This window comes from Pseudomonas sp. 10S4 (assembly GCF_034344865.1).
Classification (GTDB): Bacteria; Pseudomonadota; Gammaproteobacteria; order Pseudomonadales; family Pseudomonadaceae; genus Aquipseudomonas.
The window spans coordinates 794,833-812,884 of the sequence record NZ_CP133774.1; the positions used below are offsets into that span (position 1 = coordinate 794,833).

Below are 18,052 nucleotides of genomic sequence, written 5' to 3' on the forward strand. Positions count from 1 at the left end.
CCCAAAGTGATCGAGCCGACAAAACTGCCGGCCCGCCCGTGTTTATCGAGGTAAAGACCTCAGCTCAACGCCTTGCGATTGAAGTCGCGCAAACGGAAGCCCATCAACAGCAACATGCCGAAATAGGACACCATGCCCGCCACCACCAAGGCGCCCAGACGCAGGAAACGCTCAAGCATATGCCCCTGATCCCAGGCCGGCATGAAATGCATTCCGGCCAGCAATACCGCGGACATCACTAGCACAGCAATCACCAGCTTAAGGCCGAACTTCCCCCAGCCCGGTTGCGGTTGGTACATCTGTTGTTTGCGCAGTTGATAGAACAACAAACTGGCGTTAATGCAGGCACCAACACTGATAGCCAGTGCCAGGCCGGCATGGGCCAGTGGACCGATCAACACCAGGTTGAACAGCTGGGTAACAATAAGGGTGAAAATCGCGATTTTCACCGGTGTGCGGATGTTTTGTTGCGCATAAAAGCCCGGCGCCAGCACTTTGATCACGATAATCCCGAGCAAACCGACCGAATAAGCGATCAACGCCCGCTGAGTCATCGATGCATCAAACGCGCTGAACTGGCCGTACTGGAACAACGAAACGGTCAGCGGCTCCGCCAGAATCCCCAGTGCCAGGGAGCACGGCAACACCAGCACGAAGCACAGGCGCAGGCCCCAATCGAGGATTCGCGAATACTCGTGGCGATCCTTGCTGGCGTAAGTCTTGGCCAGGGTCGGCAGCAGAATCGTGCCCAACGCCACGCCCAGCACGCCGGACGGCAACTCCATCAAGCGGTCGGCGTAATACATCCACGATACAGAGCCGGCTACCAGGAACGAGGCGAAGATGGTGTTGATGATCAGGGAAATCTGACTGACGGAAACCCCAAGAATCGCCGGCAACATTTGCTTCATTACCCGCCAGACGCCGGTGTCGCGCAGATTCAGCCGCGGCAACACCAGCATGCCGATCTTTTTCAGATGCGGCAGTTGATAGAGCAGTTGCGCCAGGCCACCGACCAGCACCGCCCAGCCCAGGGCCATGACCGGCGGGTTGAAGTACGGCGTCAGGAACACCGAAAAGATGATCATGCTGACGTTCAGCAGCGTCGGCACGAAGGCCGGCACCGAGAAACGGTTATAGGTATTGAGGATCGCCCCGGCCAATGAGGACAGGGAGATCAATAAGATGTAGGGAAAAGTCACCCGCAACAGGCTGGACGTCAGTTCGAATTTTTCCGGTGTATCGGTGAAACCCGGCGCCGTGGCCCAGATAACCCAGGGTGCGGCGATCATGCCCAGCGCCGTCACCAGCGCCAGCACCAACGTCAGCAGGCCCGAGACGTAGGCAATAAAGGTTCGCGTCGCCTCTTCGCCTTTCTGGCTCTTGTATTCGGCAAGAATCGGCACGAATGCCTGGGAAAACGCCCCTTCGGCGAAGATCCGCCGTAACAGATTGGGCAGTTTAAAGGCGATAAAGAAGGCGTCGGTCGCCATCCCCGCACCAAATGTACGTGCGATGAGCGTGTCACGAACGAACCCCAGAACCCGGGAAAGCATTGTGATAGAGCTGACGGCGGCTAACGATTTGAGCAGATTCATTGAAAGAGTTTGTGCCTGTCGATAAACAGCAGGCGAACAAAGCGCCTACTTATGCGATACTCCGCGCCGCAGCAGCACAGAGCCAAAGCTCGCGAGTTTACAGGTCAAGCGCCGGAAATAAATATCCCGCCTCTTTATACCTACCACTTAGCGGAACGTCTCAACCGCCCTTGACAAGACATCAACTCATCGGCATGATTCGCGGCCTATTTTGTTTGCTATTTCCTAAAAAGTCTTTCGAGGAGCTCGACGGTGGCCAACACACCTTCCGCCAAAAAACGTGCAAAACAGGCTGAGAAGCGTCGCAGCCACAACGCCAGCCTGCGTTCCATGGTTCGTACCTACATCAAGAATGTAGTTAAGGCCATCGACGCAAAAGACGCTGAAAAAGCTCAAGCTGCTTACGTTCTGGCCGTGCCAGTTATCGACCGTATGGCCGATAAAGGCATCATCCACAAGAACAAGGCTGCTCGTCATAAGAGCCGCCTGAACGGTCACGTCAAGGCTCTGAACCTTGCTGTTGCCGCATAAGCGATAAGCTTGTTAAAAAACCGACCCTAGGGTCGGTTTTTTATTGCCTGCGATTTAGCAAATCCAGCACAAAAAATGTGGGAGCGGGCTTGCTCGCGAAGGCGGCGCATCAGTCGACATCTGCATTGACTGACACACGGCTTTCGCGAGCAAGCCCGCTCCCACATTCTGGATCTGCGCTAACTTATTGAGCGTGAGCCCATGGCAAGATCGGAATCGCCGTCACCGCATTCTGCGGGCTACCCTCGATCAAACGATCGCTATAGACCAGGTACACCAGCGTATTGCGCTTCTTGTCGAGGAACCGCACCACCTGCATGGTCTTGAAGACCAGCGAAGTGCGCTCCTTGAACACCTCTTCACCATCCTTCAGCTCGCCTTTGAAGCTGATCGGCCCGACTTGGCGGCAAGCCAAGGACGCTTCAGCGCGATCTTCAGCCAGACCCAAGCCACCCTTCACGCCGCCCGTCTTGGCGCGCGACAAGTAGCAGGTCACGCCATCGACCTTCGGATCATCGAAAGCCTCGACGACGATGCGGTCATTCGGGCCGACAAACTTGAACACCGTCGACACCCGACCAATTTCCTCGGCCGAGGCCAGCAGCGGCATTGCCAACAGCAGACCCAACAATCCTTTTGCCACGCGCATTGAGATATTCCTTCAGACCAGAATCAGGTTATCGCGGTGAACCAGCTCTGGCTCCGCCATGTAACCCAATAAACCGACAATCGCCTCAGACGACTGACCGATGATTTTTTGTGCCTCAAGGGCGCTGTAGTTAGCGAGACCACGAGCAATTTCGCGACCGTCTGGCGCCACACACACCACCATTTCTCCACGACGGAAACTGCCCTGGACCAGCTTGACACCCACCGGCAGCAAACTTTTATTGCCCTTGGACAATGCCGCTACCGCACCCTCATCCAGCACGAGGGTGCCACGGGTTTGCAGATGCCCGGCCAGCCACTGCTTACGCGCAGCCAGCAAGCCGCGCTCAGGCGACAGCAGGGTGCCGATGCGCTCGCCAGCCTTGAGACGATCCAGCACACGATCAATGCGCCCACCGACGATGATGGTGTGCGCACCGGAACGTGCCGCCAGGCGCGCAGCACGCAATTTGGTCTGCATGCCGCCACGACCCAGCGCACCACCGGTACCACCCGCCACTGCATCCAGCGCCGGATCATCAGCGCGCGCTTCGTAAATCAGCTTGGCGCCAGGGTTGTTACGCGGATCAGCGTCGAACATCCCGTCACGATCGGTCAGGATCACCAGCAAGTCAGCCTCGACCAGGTTGGCCACCAGCGCCGCCAGCGTGTCGTTGTCGCCGAAACGAATTTCGTCGGTGACCACGGTGTCGTTCTCGTTGATCACCGGAATGACCTTGAGTTCGACCAGCGCGCGCAAGGTACTACGGGCGTTCAGGTAGCGCTTGCGGTCGGACAGGTCGTCGTGCGTCAGGAGAATCTGCGCGGTATGCCGGCCATGCTCGGCAAAGCTCGACTCCCAGGCCTGCACCAACCCCATCTGACCGATGGCGGCAGCCGCCTGCAACTCGTGCATTGCACTGGGTCGTACGGTCCAGCCCAGCCGACTCATGCCAGCAGCCACCGCCCCGGAGGACACCAGCACCAGCTCGACGCCCGCCTCATGCAAGGCCACCATCTGTTCAACCCAGACACCCATTGCCGCGCGATCCAGGCCCTTGCCGTCCGCCGTCAGCAAAGCGCTGCCGATCTTCACGACCCAACGCTGCGCACCTGTCACCTTGCTCCGCATCATCTTCAACCTTAGTTTGAGGACAGCGCGACCCAGCGCTGCCCATAACGTTATTCGGTGACTACCGATTTCCAGATACTAAAACGCCGCTCCAGAGAGCGGCGTTTAAGTTTATCGCAACGAATCAGTCACGCACGTAAATGATTTCCGGACCGTCTTCGTCATCCACATCTTCTTCGTCCCAATCATCGTCGCCGATGTCATGGACCGACTTCACGCCGGTGCGGCGCAGGGCACGCTGGTCATCCAGGGCCTGCAACTGAGCACGGGCTTCGTCTTCGATGCGCTGATCGAGGTCTGCCAACTCTTCTTTGTAGGCCGGGTCGTTCGCCAGGCGATCAGCACGATCTTCCATGTATCGCATGATGTCGTGGCACAGACGCTCGGTACCGAGCTTGGAGATGGCCGAGATCACGTAGACCGGACCGGTCCATTCCAGGCGATCAACGATCTCCTTGACGCGCTCATCGTGCTCTTCTTCAAGGATCTGGTCGCACTTGTTCAGCACCAACCAACGATCACGCTCAGCCAGGGACGGGCTGAACTTGGTCAGTTCGCTGACGATGACTTCAGCAGCATCTGGTGCGCTGGCGTCATCGAGTGGCGCCATGTCCACGAGGTGCAACAGCAGGCGGGTACGCGACAAGTGCTTGAGGAAGCGAATCCCCAGGCCCGCGCCGTCGGAAGCCCCTTCGATCAGCCCCGGAATATCCGCGACCACGAAGCTTTTCCAGCGATCGACAGAAACCACGCCCAGGTTCGGCACCAACGTGGTGAACGGGTAGTCAGCGACTTTCGGCTTGGCGGCCGACACCGAACGGATAAAGGTACTTTTGCCAGCGTTCGGCAAGCCCAGCAGGCCAACGTCGGCCAACACTTTCATTTCCAGCTTGAGATCACGCGCCTCACCCGGCTTACCCGGAGTGGTCTGACGCGGAGCACGGTTGGTACTGGATTTGAAACGGGTGTTACCCAGACCGTGCCAGCCGCCATGAGCCACCAACAGACGTTGGCCGGCCTTGGTCAGGTCGCCAATGACTTCCTGAGTGGCGGAGTCGATAACGGTCGTGCCCACTGGAACGCGCAGTACCAGCTCTTCACCTTTTTTACCGGTGCAGTCGGTGCTACCGCCGTTGGAACCGCGCTCGGCATCGAAGTGCCGGGTATAACGGTAGTCCACCAGGGTGTTGAGGTTTTCGTCGGCGATCATGTAGACCGAGCCGCCATCACCACCGTCACCGCCGTTCGGACCACCGTTCTCAATGAATTTTTCGCGACGGAAGCTCATGCAACCGTTGCCGCCGTCGCCGGCCTTTACTCGAATAGATACTTCATCAACAAACTTCATAACAAAACGCCTCTCGTCATACGGACGAGCCGAAAAACACTAAGACATAAGACTCTTGCAAAAATGAGCGCAGCGACCTCAAGCAACTACCGCAAATCCAGCTGCTTTCGCCCATCACAAACAGCTTTGCAAGAGACTCACCCCACAAACGAAAAAGCCCCGTCGCGAGACAGGGCTTTTCCAGCATCTACGTAATTATGCCGCGACGACTGCAGTCTTCGGGACAATGCTCACGTAACGGCGGTTGAAAGCGCCTTTTACTTCAAACTTGATCACGCCGTCGATTTTAGCGAACAGAGTGTGATCTTTACCCATGCCAACACCGTAACCGGCGTGGAATTGGGTGCCGCGCTGACGCACGATGATGTTGCCCGGAATGATAACCTGGCCGCCATACATCTTCACGCCAAGGCGTTTGGCTTCTGAGTCGCGACCGTTACGGGTACTACCACCAGCTTTTTTGTGTGCCATGAGTCAATTCTCCTAGTGAGGAATTAGGCTGAAATTAAGCCTGAATACCGGTGATTTTGATCTCGGTGTACCACTGGCGGTGGCCCATACGCTTCATGTGGTGCTTACGACGACGGAACTTGATGATGCGGATTTTATCGTGACGACCTTGGGAAATCACTTCAGCCACAACGGTAGCGCCTGCAACAACTGGAGCGCCGATGTTCACGTCATCGCCATCGGCGACCAACAGAACGCGATCAAAAGTAACGGATTCGCCGGTAGCGATTTCCAGTTTTTCGATCTTCAGGTATTCACCTGGGGCGACCTTGTATTGCTTGCCACCAGTAACAATTACTGCGTACGACATGGTATTTCTCCGATAATCCTGCTCACCCAGCTCTTTATAAGAAGAGGTATTGGCTGGCATGGCTGCATAGGGCTGGAAGGCCTGATTGCAATTGCGTAAGGCAGGTGCTGCCCAGGAAGTTCAGGGTGCGCGATTGTACGCAAGCTGCCGAAGTGTTGCAAGAGGCCGTCCATCGCGCCTTGACAGGTCCGGACGTGGGTCCTAGCATGCCGCGCAACCCTTCTGGAGCAACTGTCGCTGATGCAACCCCAAGCTTTCTACCGCGCGGTGGCGGACGATTTTAGCGCCGTCGACGGCATCATCAAGAAGCAGCTGACTTCCCGAGTGCCGCTGGTATCGAAAATCGGCGACTACATTACCTCGGCCGGCGGTAAACGCCTGCGTCCTCTACTAGTGTTGCTGTGTGGCAAGGCCCTGGGTCGCGAAGGCGATGACTTGCGCCTGCTGGCCGCCACTATCGAGTTCCTGCACACCGCCACCCTGCTGCATGACGACGTGGTCGACATGTCCGGCATGCGCCGTGGCCGTTCGACCGCCAACGCCATGTGGGGCAACGCCCCAAGCGTGCTGGTCGGCGACTTCCTGTATTCGCGCTCCTTCGAAATGATGGTCGAACTGGGCTCCATGCAAGTCATGAAGATCCTTTCGCAAGCCACGCGGATCATCGCCGAAGGCGAAGTGCTGCAGCTGTCGAAGATCCGTGACGCCAGCACCACCGAAGAAACCTACATGGAAGTCATCCGCGGCAAAACCGCGATGCTCTTCGAAGCTTCGACCCACAGCGCAGCAGCCCTGTGCGAAGCCACCCCGGAACAGAGCGAAGCGCTGCGCACCTTCGGTGATCACCTGGGCGTAGCCTTCCAATTGGTCGACGACCTGCTGGATTACAAAGGTGATGCGGAAACCCTGGGCAAGAACGTCGGTGACGATCTGGCCGAAGGCAAGCCGACCCTGCCGCTGATCTACACCATGCGCGAAGGCACACCCGAGCAGGCTGCACTGGTACGCCAGGCGATCCAGAAAGGTGGCATCGAAGACCTGGAAAGCATCCGCGGGGCCGTTGAAGCTTCCGGTTCGCTGGAATACACCGCGCAACTGGCCCGTGATTACGTGGCCCGTGCAATCAAATGCCTCGACGCCCTGCCGGCCAGCGAATATCGCGATGCGCTGGTCGAGTTGAGCGAGTTTGCGGTAGCCCGCACGCACTGATTGCAACCACAGCAAGATCAAAATATCGCAGCCTTCGGCAGCTCCTACAGGGTACACATTCCCATGCAGGAGCTGCCGAAGGCAGCGATCTTTTGCTGTTAGCCCCCTCCCCATAGAAACCCTATACAATGTGCGACTTTTAGCGATCCTCAAACCAAGGAGCCTTAGTGAGCACGTTGCCACCCTGCCCAAAATGCAATTCCGAATACACCTACGAAGACGGCGCACAACTGATCTGCCCGGAGTGCGCCCACGAATGGACCGCCGGCGGCGAAGCTGAAGTGGGGTCCGATGACACCGTGAAGAAGGATTCGGTGGGCAATGTCCTGCAAGACGGCGACACCATCACCGTGATCAAAGACCTCAAGGTCAAGGGCAGCTCGACCGTGGTGAAGGTCGGCACGAAGGTGCGCGGACATCCGCCTGGTCGACGGCGTCGGCGACCACGACATCGACTGCAAGATCGACGGCATCGGCCCGATGAAGCTCAAATCCGAGTTCGTCAGAAAAGTCTGATTCTGCTGTCTTCCATCCCGCGCCCGGCGTGGGATGGTGCTTCGCCCTCCCCCGCTTCGTCCAGCAATCCCTCGCAGTAGCCAAACGCCAGTCGTTTTGACCCTACGCAATCTTTACCCATAAAAAAACACAAGCCGCCAATAGGCCCTTGCTATTTTATGAATAAGAATTATTCTCATTGAAACCAATCAATGGAGATGAGACCCATGACTTATTTGATCGATGCCTGGCTGGACCGCCCACACCCTTACCTCAGGATCCTGCATCGGGAAACCGGGGAAGTTTGTGCGGTACTTGAAGAAGAAGCCTTGAACGAGTTGCAGGATCAGGGTGACCTGGACGTCAGTGGCTTGAGTTCCAGCGAGCCGGTAGTGCTCAAGGAACTGGTGCGTAATCTGTTTCTGTTCTGCTATGCCCGGGCGTTGCGCCCGACCAATGAACTGCACCATAAGCTCGAAATATGAGTAACGCTAAAAACCCTGTAGGAGCGAAGCTTGCTCGCGAACCAGGCAACTCGGTTCCAACTTGAAACCGGGTTGATGCCTTCGCGGGCAAGCCTCGCTCCTACAGGATCACGGTCTTACAGAACGTCGAGCAGCTCGACGTCGAATACCAGTACGCTGTGCGGCGCAATGCTGCCAACGCCTTGAGCGCCGTAAGCCAGTTCGCTCGGCACGTACAGACGCCATTTGCTACCGGCGTTCATCAGTTGCAGGGCTTCGGTCCAGCCAGCGATCACGCCGCCAACCGGGAATTCTGCAGGCTCGCCGCGCTCGTAGGAGCTGTCGAACACAGTGCCGTCGATCAGGGTGCCGTGGTAGTGAGTGCGCACTTGATCTTCACGGGTCGGCTTGGCGCCTTCACCTTGAGTCAGTACTTCGAATTGCAGGCCGGAAGCCAGAGTGGTGATGCCGTCACGCTTGGCGTTTTCAGCCAGGAATGCCAGGCCTTCGCCAGCAGCGGCTTCAGCTTTGGCAGCCGCTTCGGCTTGCATGATCTCGCGGATCACTTTGAAGCTGGCGGACATTTCTTCCTGACCCACACGGCTTGGCTTGCCGGCGAACGCGTCAGTCAGGCCAGCCAGGATCGAATCCAGGTTAACGCCCGGTGGCGGGTTGTCGCGCAGTTGGTCGCCCAACTGACGGCCGATACCGTAGCTGACGCGAGTTTCGTCGGTGGACAGATTTACTTCGGACATGACACTGCTCCGCTGTGCGGACAGCCCTGGAACGTGCCGTGCGTGCACAGCGCATCCCGGAGCGCCCGGAACCAAAAGGGCGAGCAGACTAGCACAGATGCCGTGGCATTGATGAGGGCGTCAGTGCTGCCATGTACTACGAAAGGCGATCGGCACCTTCAGGCTTTCCTGCACACTTTCGCCGAGCCCGCACATTTCGTCGTGAACCGAAGTGTGCACAAGGTTGAACTGTACGGCGGGACAGGCGTGGAGCACTTCGCGGGCATGCTCGACCGAACGCAGGTGAAACATCTGGCCGCGGGCATCACTCAGCGGATACGCCGCGCCATGCATGCGCGCCTCCAGCAGGTAGATCCCGCCTTCCAGTGAGATCAGGTTCAGCTCATCGACCTTCCCGGCGATCGCGTAGGCATTCAATTCTTGCAAGTTCATGAGCGCACCTCAAACAGTGGCGGACCAAGATACTTACAGGGATAGGCTTCGGCGCATCAAAGTACAAGCACAAACGAAACCGCTTGTCTGGTTTGACGAAGAACCTGTGGCGAGCGAGCTTGCTCGCGCTCGGCTGCGCAGCAGTCGTCGATGCTGCGAGGGAAAAGACTGGAGATAAAGCGGGGCCGCTTCGCAGCCCAACGGGAGCAAGCTCCCTCGCCACAGGGAGCGCTCCTGGCAAGATCAGTGCTTGGTCAGCTTATCCAGATAACCCATCGCAAACGCCGACACCACGAAGGTCATGTGAATGATCACGTACCACTTCAGATGCTCGGGATCGACGTTCTTGGCGTCCATGAAAATCCGCAACAGGTGGATCGACGAAATCGCCACGATCGAGGCGGCCACTTTCATCTTCAGCGAAGACGAATCCATGGTGCCCAACCAGTTGAGTTTCTCTTTGCCCTCGTCAATGTCCAGTTCGGACACGAAGTTCTCATAGCCGGAGATCATCACCATCACCAGCAAGCCGCCCACCAGCGCCATGTCGATCAACGACAGCAGCACCAGGATCAAGTCCGATTCCGCCATCGAGAAGACGTTGGGGATGACATGGAAGACTTCCTGGAAAAACTTCAACGCCAGCGCCAACAAGCCCAGGGACAAACCGAAGTAGATCGGCGCCAGCAGCCAGCGGGAGGCGTACATTGCATTTTCGATAAAGCGTTCCATTGAATCTCACACAAGGGCTGGTAAATGGCGGCGAGTATAACAGCCGCCCATTACACCCAGAAACCGCCCAAAAATCCGCAACCTGCGCGTGTATGACGAAGTTTTTCTGCTAGTGTCCAAACCAATGACAGATTAGCGATACCGGACAGGAAGACAGGAAATGGATGTGCGATTACCTTTAACGAGTGCCGTTTTTGGCGTGCTGCTACTGCTCAACGGCTGCTCACCCGCCGATGAAAAAAGACCGTCAGCCTCGAAGAAAGGACCGCGCAATTCGAGAAATCCCTGGATGCCATTGCGGATCAGAAGCTCAAGGACGCCCTCGCTGACCTCGGCGGCTCGCTGCTGTTGCTTGAACGTGCAGAACTGAAGCTCAAGGCCAAACCGATTGAGACCGAGTATGGCGATGACGCCATGCTCCTGCTCAAACACTACCCAACCCCTCAGGCGCTGGTCGATACCTACCTCAATGGCCTGTTTGTGCTGCGTAAAACCTCAAGCTCCGATTACCTGACCGATCTGTCGCCAGTGTTCCCTTTCAGCTTCACCATGCCTGCGCAGTTCCCTTTCCCCCACGGACTGGAATGGCAGTCAGTAACCCTTAGCAACAAAAAAGTGATCCCTTTCCAGCCCGAATGGTCGGAAACCGATCCGGGCATTCAGCTCAGCCCCTCGAGTTCCAACGTCGATAATCCGGACGATCTGACGGTGACCTACCCTTTCATCGAAGGTCTGGAGGTCGACAACAAAAAACAACCGCAACCGTTGATGCTCAAAGGCAAAGCTGAAGTGATCGCCCCTCACCGGGTGTACACGGTAGCACTGACGAAAAAGGATCTGGGCAAGGCCCACGTCGACGACAACATCAGCGTGACGTTGCTCAGCCTCGACAAAAACGTGGCAGAGCTTGAAGTGAGCAACTCCGCGCCGCTGATACCGGAAGTCCGCGAAACCCCGCTCAACCCGCTGATCGTCCAGGCCAAGGATACGACCGGAGGCTTTCTGACCCACTCGGGATCGATCAACGAAAGCGCCGCGCAAATAGCGTTCTACGAAAAACAGCTGGGGGAGATGCAGGCGCAAACGGTCTGGAGCGACACGTTCGAAAAACAGCTCAAGGATGAACAGCAAGCCTTCGAACAACAACAAACCCATCATTACACCCGGGTTTACTTCAACGGTAACGTCGACACGCTGGAGGTCAGCGTGCTCGACTTCTCGGCCGCCACGGTAACCCGCAGGGACCTGCAACTGCCTGTCCTCAGGTTTGACCCGAACACCACGGAGAAAACCATCCAGCCACTGTCCGTACCGGTAGTGGTGTATGACGATCAGGCTGCGACCTGGCTCAAGGGCGCGGCGCTGACCGAGGAACAACTGCAGAAGAACGTCAGCATCACTCAGTCGGTGGATGATTCAAGTGCTGCGCGTATTGAGTTCGAGCACATCCGCACCTTCAATGACGAATTGCTCGGCACCTCCTTCAGCCCAGGTGACAGCCCGGTCACGTTCTTTACCGCGGGCGATAACGGCAAGCGCGATGAACCGATCGAACTGCCGCCAGAGGCTTACCAGGTTGACCCGTTGCGCGGCACGATCACCTACGACCTGAACCTGTTTCCGGAAACCCCGGCCTTCGCAGTGGGCTCCATGCCGCTGTTCCTGGCCACGGTCGAACAGAAAACCCTCGACGCACACCAACTGCCCAAGGGCCTGGAGCTCAAAGGCAACGCGTTGGTGGTCGATCTGAAGGTTTTCCCCGCGCAGGACTGGCGCTTTTTCGCCAAGGACGACAGCGGTAACTATCTGAAGGAGATTCTTTCGGTCAGTCATGACGCGAGCGCAGAAGGCCCCGCGCTATTCGGCGTGCATTACTTCTATGGCCAGCCCACTCGGCTGGAAAGCTACCAGCGCACCAACCTCACCACCGTGGAATATGGTTTCGAGGTCAAACTGGACAAGACCGAGACGCCCAACCCTGCCCAATAACCGCACTCAATGGTCGAAGCCGCCCAGGCTGCGACAACGGCCGCCGTTGATTTCCCGCAACTGGGCTTGCAGGTGCAGGCACCAGATTTGTGGGTCATCGGCCAGCTCGTAGCCATGTAGCGTCAGGCTTTCAACGATGGTGTCGAGGATGGATTCAGCCACAAATGGGCCATGGAACGGGCCTTGGGCCTTGATGGCTGATGGCTGTTCGCCGGCCATTCCGGCGGCGAAGAGTAAGGTCCACATACCCGTATCTCCCGCCAATGGGCGGATGGCGCACTCGATACGGGTCACAAGACCCAGGCATTGACGGGTGAGGCAGAGGTTGCGCGACATGGCGGCGACCCTCGGTAGATCCGGTATTCAGCCCCCATGGGAAGGCTGTTTCGATCCAGTGATTACTGTCCTTATCCTTGAGCTGAGAATAGAGGAAAAGTTCGCTTTGCAAGCAAAGCGAAACCAGAAGGCGCCGAATGGTCATTGTGTGAATATTGACGCCAGACTGATGGCACTTCTTCGGCAAATCACCAACCCACCGTAGGAGCGAGGCTTGCCCGCGAAGAACGATAACGCGGTCATTCAGGTAAACCGCGTCGCGGCCTTCGCGGGCAAGCCTCGCACCTACAGGGGATCTATGTCGAGATCGTTCCCACGCGAGTGGGAACGGTCCTGGAGGGTCACGCTGGTTTTGTTTCGGCCAACGCCTCCAGCGCGATTTCCTTCTCGGCCTCTTTGAGGTCTTCCTCGCTGATCATTTCCGCGATCACCCGCAAGCGCTCCACCACCCGCGCGTTGACGCTGCCTTCAGGGAACTGGCCATCGGCATCCGGCGCGCCGGCCGGCTCGCCCACCAACAGGCTCAGCGCCTCGTCAGCCTGACGCACGGCGTAGACATGGAACTGCCCCGCCCGCACCGCCGACAGCACTTTCTCGTCGAGCATCAGCGTCGCCACGTTGGCCTGCGGAATGATCGCCCCTTGCTCACCCGTCAGCCCGCGAGCTTCGCAGAGGCGGAAGAAGCCTTCGATCTTCTCGTTGACCCCGCCGACCGCCTGAACTTCACCGAACTGGTTAATCGAACCGGTGATGGCAAAGCACTGTTTGAGCGGGGTTTTCGACAAAGCCGAGATCAGCGTGCACGCCTCGCCCAGCGACGCACTGTCGCCATCGACGTAGCCGTAGGATTGCTCCAGCGCGATGCTCGCAGAAATCGCCAGCGGGAATTCCTGGGCGTAACGACTGCCCAGATACCCGGTCAGAATCATCACACCCTTGGAGTGAATCGGCTGGCCAAGGTTGACCTCGCGCTCGATGTCGACAATGCCGCTGCCCCCGGGATACACCGTGGCAGAAATCCGCGCCGGCACACCGAACGCCGAATCACCGACCTCCAGCACTGTCAGCCCGTTGCACTTGCCAACCGCCGCGCCAGTGGTGTCGATCAGGATGATCCCCGCCAGCATGTCGTCGAGAATCCGCGCCGAGACGCGCCCGGTGCGGGTCGCCTTGGCCTTGAGCGCACGTTCGATATGACCGGCGTCGGTCATGTCGTCACCCGCCAGGTCACGGATGAAATCCGCCTCGCTGACCAGTTGGAACAGATCGCCGATACGCGCCGACAAACGCCCCTGGTGTTCCGCCAGGCGAGCGCTGTAGGTCGCCAGACGCGCCACCGCATCCGCGGTTAACGGCGCCATGCCTTCTTCGGAGGTACGGGTTTTCAGCAACTGGGCAAACTGCTCCAGGCTCTCATCGACCATCGGGATGTCTTCGTCGAAGTCCACCAGGACGCGGAACATCTCCTGGAAGTCCGGATCGAGGTCCTGCAGCGTGTAGTAGAGCTGCCGGGCGCCGATGATGATGACTTTGACCTGCAACGGAATGTGTTGCGGGGTCAGGGTCACGGTGGCCAGGCGACCCAGCTCACCCAGCGGCGATTCCATTTTCAGCTTGCGCGATTGCAGGGCGCGCTTGAGCGCATCCCACACGAACGGCTCGCTGAGCATTTTTTCCGCTTCAAGAATCAGGAAACCGCCATTGGCGCGATGCAAGGCACCCGGGCGCAACTGGCGATAGGTGGTGTAGAGCGCGCCTTGATCGGTGCTGTATTCGATACGGCCGAACAGGTTTTCGTAGGTAGGATGCGGTTCGAACACCACCGGTGCGCCGCCGCTGGAGGAATGACCAACCACCAGGCTCGGGGCGTATTGCTCTTCCAGCAGTTTTCGGGCGACGGCATCAGTCTTGCTGTCGTCCACCAGTTGCTCGACCACGGTTTTCAGCAGGTAAACCTGCATGGCTTGCAGGTAACCGCACACCGCGGCGTTCTCGGCGTATTTCTCCGACAACGGCGACAGCATAGGCTGCAAGGCCAGGGTGATGGTTTCTTCGTTGAGCTGGCGCAGTTGATTGCTCGACTCGCGCTTCCATTGCGGCAGGCTGGCGAGCTCTTCATTGAGGCGCTCTTCCAGCCACGAAATATCGACGTGGAAACGCTCGCGATCGACTTCCGGCAACTGGGCGAATTCGGCTTCATCCAGTGCCTTGCCTTCGCTCATCGGGGTGAAAGCGATGTTGGTGCTGTCGCGGTAAAGCGCGACTTCCTTCTCCAGCGCCAGGCGCTCGATCACGTCCAGGGCACGGTCGTAGCGCTGGTTGAAAGCGCGGTCGATCGCGCTTTTCTTCTGCTGGTAAGACGGGTGCTCGAAGACCGCCGGAAAGGTCGCCAGCAGGTTGTCGATCAAGCCGTTGATATCACCGATGAAAGCACCGGCAGTACCCGATGGCAATTCCAGGGCGCGGGGTTCGCGCGGCTCATCGAAATTATTGACGTAGACCCAGTCCGCCGGAGTCTGCAGGCGCTTGCCTTCGGCCTTCAGGTAGCGTTTGACGAACGAGAACCGGCCAGTACCGGGCTCGCCCATGACGAATACGTTGTAACCGGGGCGTGGCATGGCCACACCGAACTGCAAGGCTTCGACCGCACGTTCCTGGCCGAGTACACCGCGGAAGGGCTCCAGATCATTGGTGGTAGAGAAGCTGAACTGTTCAGCGGAAAACGGACGGGTCAGCGCTTCGGGCGCTAGACGCAAGCTGGCAGCAACAGGATCAGGCATCGGGCTTCCTTACATCAGGCGGGGCAGATAGCGGCATTCTGGCGCTGCCATACCCGACTGGCAAGGCGCGCCTCAAGCCAAAGCATAGACAACTCGCCATTCCCAAGCGGGGCGGGCGCAAATCAATGTTCGCGGGGAATGATTTGCAAAAAATCACGGAACCCCTGGATCGTGCCTAAACTCCAAACTGCGCGGCTGGAACTAAATAACCGGCCCACTGACGTCGAGATGACGCCAGAACCCCTTGTCCATTGGTATGCACACAAAGAGAACTCAGCTATGAAACGGATTCTTCTCGGTACTCTCTTCACCGTCGTATCCCTCAACGCCATGGCTCAGGCGCCAGGCGGCCCGGATTGCGGTTGGGGCAACATGCTGTTCGAAGGGCAGCGTGGCACCCCGGCGCATTTCCTGGCATCCACCACCAACGGCACCTCCGGTAACGCGACGTTCGGTATGACGTCCGGTACCAACGGTTGCGCCACCAATGCGTCGCTGACCTATGGCGGCAAATCCTGGTTTGCCATGAATGGCATGATGAACGAGCTGTCCGAAGACATGGCTAAAGGTCAGGGCGAAGCGCTGACCACTTATGCCGTGGTACTGGGCGTGGCGCCGGAAGACCGTGCGCACTTCGCCGCCGTGACTCACGAGCATTTCCAGCAAATCTTCAGCAAGGCTGACGTGACCGCTGACGACGTGCATACCAACACCCTGGCCGTTCTGAAGAACGATCCGCGTCTGGCCAAGTACGCGACTCAAGCTTAAGCTCGACCCGACCGCTCCTTTCGGGGAGCGGCTTTTGTTTTTGGACCTAGCCCTCTTTGGGTCTTTGTTTCTTTCGACTTAAGTTGCCCACTATGCTCAAACGCCTTGCCTGGCTGGCGCTCTGTGTCTGCGCCCCGCTGTCCGCCGCGCCACACATCGACGATCAACGTTTGCAGCAACTGGCCAATGACCCTTTCTGGATTTCCCTGGGCCATTACGAAACCGCCAAGCTCGGTGGCTGGCGCAGCTATGTCAGCGACAAGAAGTTCTTCCTCGCCCCCGACGGTAACGAACACCCGGACCGCGAACTGGCGGCGACGGTCCAGGCGCTCTACGCCCCGGCCACTGCCGGTGAAAAGCACGCCCAATGCGTCTACCCGGCCCGGACTCGCTGGCTCAAGGCACAGCTCAACCTGACTGACCTACCGACGCTGGACTGCACTGAATTCAAGCAATGGTTCAAGGACGTCGCGCCCCATAGCACGGTGATGATTTTCCCGGCGGCTTACCTCAACAGTCCGTCCTCGATGTTTGGCCACACCTTGCTGCGCATCGACCAGGCTGACGTGCAAAGCGACCACACCGCCCTGCTCAGTTACGCGATCAACTTCGGCGCCTACATCGAAGGTTCGGACAACAGCATCCTCTATGCCTGGAAGGGCTTGATGGGCGGCTATCCCGGTTTGTTTGCGCTGGTGCCTTATCAGGAAAAACTCTCGGAATACCGCAGCCTGGAGAACCGCGACCTGTGGGAATACCGGCTGAACCTGACCCAGGAAGAAACCGAGCGCATGGTCGAGCACGTCTGGGAGCTGAAGCAGATCCAGTTCGACTATTTCTTCTTCGACGAAAACTGCTCCTATCGCCTGCTGGAACTGTTGCAAGTGGCGCGGCCGAGCTTGCGGTTGACCGAACAATTCCCACTGACTGCAATCCCGACCGATACCGTCAAAGCGGTGAAAGAAGCCGGTTTGGTGGAGTCCATTCAATATCGTCCGTCACGCGAAAGAGAATTGCTGAGCCGCGCCGAGCCGTTGAATCCTGAAGAACAGCAATGGGTGCTAAAAGTCAGCGCCGATCAGAAGCAATTGCAGGCACCCGCATTCAAGGCTCAACCGCGCGAACGCCAAGCGCTGATCATCGATGCGGCTTACCGCTTGGAACGCTACCGCGCCAACGGCCAGGAGCGCGACCCTGAACGCTCGCAGCGCAGTTTCGAACTGCTGCGGGCGATCAACCAGAACCCGGCACCGGAACTGGACATCCCCCGCCCCGGCCTGCCCGAGGACGGCCATGAGTCCCGCACCTGGCAGGCGGGCCTCGGCCACACCGGGGCGACAAGGCGTTCGGCGAATACGGTTTGCGCATGGCCTATCACGACCTCAACGACAACGCCGAGAGCTTTCCGCTGGGCGCGCAAATTGAAATCCTGCAAATGAAACTGCGCCAGTACGAAGGCAATCACTGGCAATTGCAGCAACTGGATCTGGCGACTATTCGCTCACTGACGCCGCGCAACGAGCTGTTGCAGCCGCTGTCGTGGCAGGTCACTGGCGGCCTGGAACGCGTGCCGGGCAAACATGACGATGAAACCCTGGTCAGCCACGTCAATGGCGGCGCCGGCGGCACCTGGCAACTGGGTCAAGACGTGCTCGGTTTTGCGCTGGGCACCGTGCGCATCGAACACAACAACGACTTCGCCGGGTTTGTCGCCCCGGCGGCCGGCTTCAACAGCGGCGTGTTGTGGAAGAACCCGCTGGGTAATTTCAGCCTGGAAACCAAGGGTGATTTCTTCACCAACGGCGAAGTGCGCCGTAGCCTGAGTCTGAATCAGCAGTGGGAATTGTCGCGCAACCTGGGTCTGCGCCTGAGCGCCCAGCGCGAATTCAGCCACCTCGCCTCGCCCGAAAATGAAGTGATGCTTGAGGTGAAGTGGTATCACTACTAGATCAAAAGATCGCAGCCTTCGGCAGCGCCTACATTTGATCGCGTACACCTGTAGGAGCTGCCGAAGG

The 18,052-nt window shown here is 58.3% G+C and carries 15 protein-coding genes and 3 pseudogenes; 7 read left to right on the forward strand and 11 right to left on the reverse strand.

Annotated features, from left to right (window positions below; all coding sequences use genetic code 11):
• Positions 1-59: 59 nt before the first annotated feature.
• Entirely contained in the window at positions 60-1,598 is a 1,539-nt protein-coding gene (gene murJ / locus RHM58_RS03740) for a murein biosynthesis integral membrane protein MurJ (RefSeq protein ID WP_322269694.1), read from the reverse strand.
• Between the two features lie 252 nt (positions 1,599-1,850).
• Between murJ and rpsT the strand changes: the two genes are divergently transcribed.
• Entirely contained in the window at positions 1,851-2,129 is a 279-nt protein-coding gene (gene rpsT, locus RHM58_RS03745) for a 30S ribosomal protein S20 (RefSeq protein WP_008154937.1), read from the forward strand.
• Between the two features lie 184 nt (positions 2,130-2,313).
• On the opposite strand, the gene RHM58_RS03750 is transcribed toward rpsT, so the two are convergent.
• The 5 genes from RHM58_RS03750 to rplU form a co-directional block, all read right to left on the reverse strand.
• Positions 2,314-2,778, reverse strand: coding sequence for a CreA family protein (locus tag RHM58_RS03750; RefSeq protein WP_322269695.1), 465 nt, complete (start codon positions 2,776-2,778; stop codon positions 2,314-2,316).
• 12 nt (positions 2,779-2,790) lie between these two features.
• Positions 2,791-3,909 (reverse strand): glutamate 5-kinase, encoded by a 1,119-nt coding sequence (gene proB / locus RHM58_RS03755; RefSeq protein ID WP_322270809.1) that lies wholly within the window; start codon positions 3,907-3,909, stop codon positions 2,791-2,793.
• Between the two features lie 124 nt (positions 3,910-4,033).
• The gene (cgtA, locus tag RHM58_RS03760) at positions 4,034-5,257 is read right to left on the reverse strand and encodes an Obg family GTPase CgtA (RefSeq protein WP_201198068.1); all 1,224 of its coding nucleotides are present in this window, start codon (positions 5,255-5,257) and stop codon (positions 4,034-4,036) included.
• Between the two features lie 195 nt (positions 5,258-5,452).
• Positions 5,453-5,728 (reverse strand): 50S ribosomal protein L27, encoded by a 276-nt coding sequence (gene rpmA / locus RHM58_RS03765; protein ID WP_046048788.1) that lies wholly within the window; start codon positions 5,726-5,728, stop codon positions 5,453-5,455.
• A 34-nt stretch (positions 5,729-5,762) separates the two neighbouring features.
• Positions 5,763-6,077 (reverse strand): 50S ribosomal protein L21, encoded by a 315-nt coding sequence (gene rplU, locus RHM58_RS03770; protein WP_201198069.1) that lies wholly within the window; start codon positions 6,075-6,077, stop codon positions 5,763-5,765.
• Positions 6,078-6,317: 240 nt separating this feature from the next.
• Between rplU and RHM58_RS03775 the strand changes: the two genes are divergently transcribed.
• From RHM58_RS03775 to RHM58_RS03785, 3 genes and pseudogenes are all read left to right on the forward strand, one after another.
• Positions 6,318-7,286: a polyprenyl synthetase family protein gene (locus RHM58_RS03775; protein WP_201198070.1), complete on the forward strand. Its 969-nt coding sequence runs from the start codon at positions 6,318-6,320 to the stop codon at positions 7,284-7,286.
• A gap of 167 nt (positions 7,287-7,453) precedes the next feature.
• Positions 7,454-7,802, forward strand: a pseudogene (locus RHM58_RS03780) (zinc ribbon domain-containing protein YjdM).
• A 206-nt stretch (positions 7,803-8,008) separates the two neighbouring features.
• Positions 8,009-8,266, forward strand: coding sequence for a hypothetical protein (locus RHM58_RS03785; protein ID WP_201198072.1), 258 nt, complete (start codon positions 8,009-8,011; stop codon positions 8,264-8,266).
• Positions 8,267-8,382: 116 nt separating this feature from the next.
• Here RHM58_RS03785 and RHM58_RS03790 read toward each other — a convergent pair whose 3' ends face one another.
• From RHM58_RS03790 to RHM58_RS03800, 3 genes are all read right to left on the reverse strand, one after another.
• Entirely contained in the window at positions 8,383-9,000 is a 618-nt protein-coding gene (locus RHM58_RS03790) for an FKBP-type peptidyl-prolyl cis-trans isomerase (RefSeq protein ID WP_201198073.1), read from the reverse strand.
• A 120-nt stretch (positions 9,001-9,120) separates the two neighbouring features.
• Entirely contained in the window at positions 9,121-9,432 is a 312-nt protein-coding gene (locus tag RHM58_RS03795) for a DUF6482 family protein (RefSeq protein WP_322269697.1), read from the reverse strand.
• Positions 9,433-9,675: 243 nt separating this feature from the next.
• Complete coding sequence (locus RHM58_RS03800; RefSeq protein WP_201198075.1) at positions 9,676-10,164, reverse strand: TIGR00645 family protein; 489 nt, start codon at positions 10,162-10,164, stop codon at positions 9,676-9,678.
• Positions 10,165-10,324: 160 nt separating this feature from the next.
• Here RHM58_RS03800 and RHM58_RS03805 point away from each other — a divergent pair.
• Positions 10,325-12,153 (forward strand): annotated as a pseudogene (locus RHM58_RS03805) (hypothetical protein).
• A gap of 6 nt (positions 12,154-12,159) precedes the next feature.
• On the opposite strand, the gene RHM58_RS03810 reads toward RHM58_RS03805, so the two are convergent.
• Together RHM58_RS03810 and RHM58_RS03815 are read right to left on the reverse strand one after the other, a co-directional pair.
• Complete coding sequence (locus RHM58_RS03810; RefSeq protein WP_201194570.1) at positions 12,160-12,489, reverse strand: hypothetical protein; 330 nt, start codon at positions 12,487-12,489, stop codon at positions 12,160-12,162.
• A gap of 341 nt (positions 12,490-12,830) precedes the next feature.
• A complete protein-coding gene (locus RHM58_RS03815) occupies positions 12,831-15,269 on the reverse strand; it encodes a Lon protease family protein (protein WP_322269698.1) in 2,439 nt (812 codons plus the stop codon).
• A 279-nt stretch (positions 15,270-15,548) separates the two neighbouring features.
• On the opposite strand from RHM58_RS03815, the gene RHM58_RS03820 reads away from it, so the two are divergent.
• Both RHM58_RS03820 and RHM58_RS03825 read left to right on the forward strand, forming a co-directional pair.
• Positions 15,549-16,037 carry a DUF3015 domain-containing protein gene (locus RHM58_RS03820; protein WP_201198079.1) on the forward strand — a complete coding sequence of 163 codons (489 nt, stop codon included), beginning with the start codon at positions 15,549-15,551 and terminating at the stop codon, positions 16,035-16,037.
• A 92-nt stretch (positions 16,038-16,129) separates the two neighbouring features.
• Positions 16,130-17,985 (forward strand): annotated as a pseudogene (locus RHM58_RS03825) (DUF4105 domain-containing protein).
• Positions 17,986-18,052 lie beyond the last annotated feature (67 nt).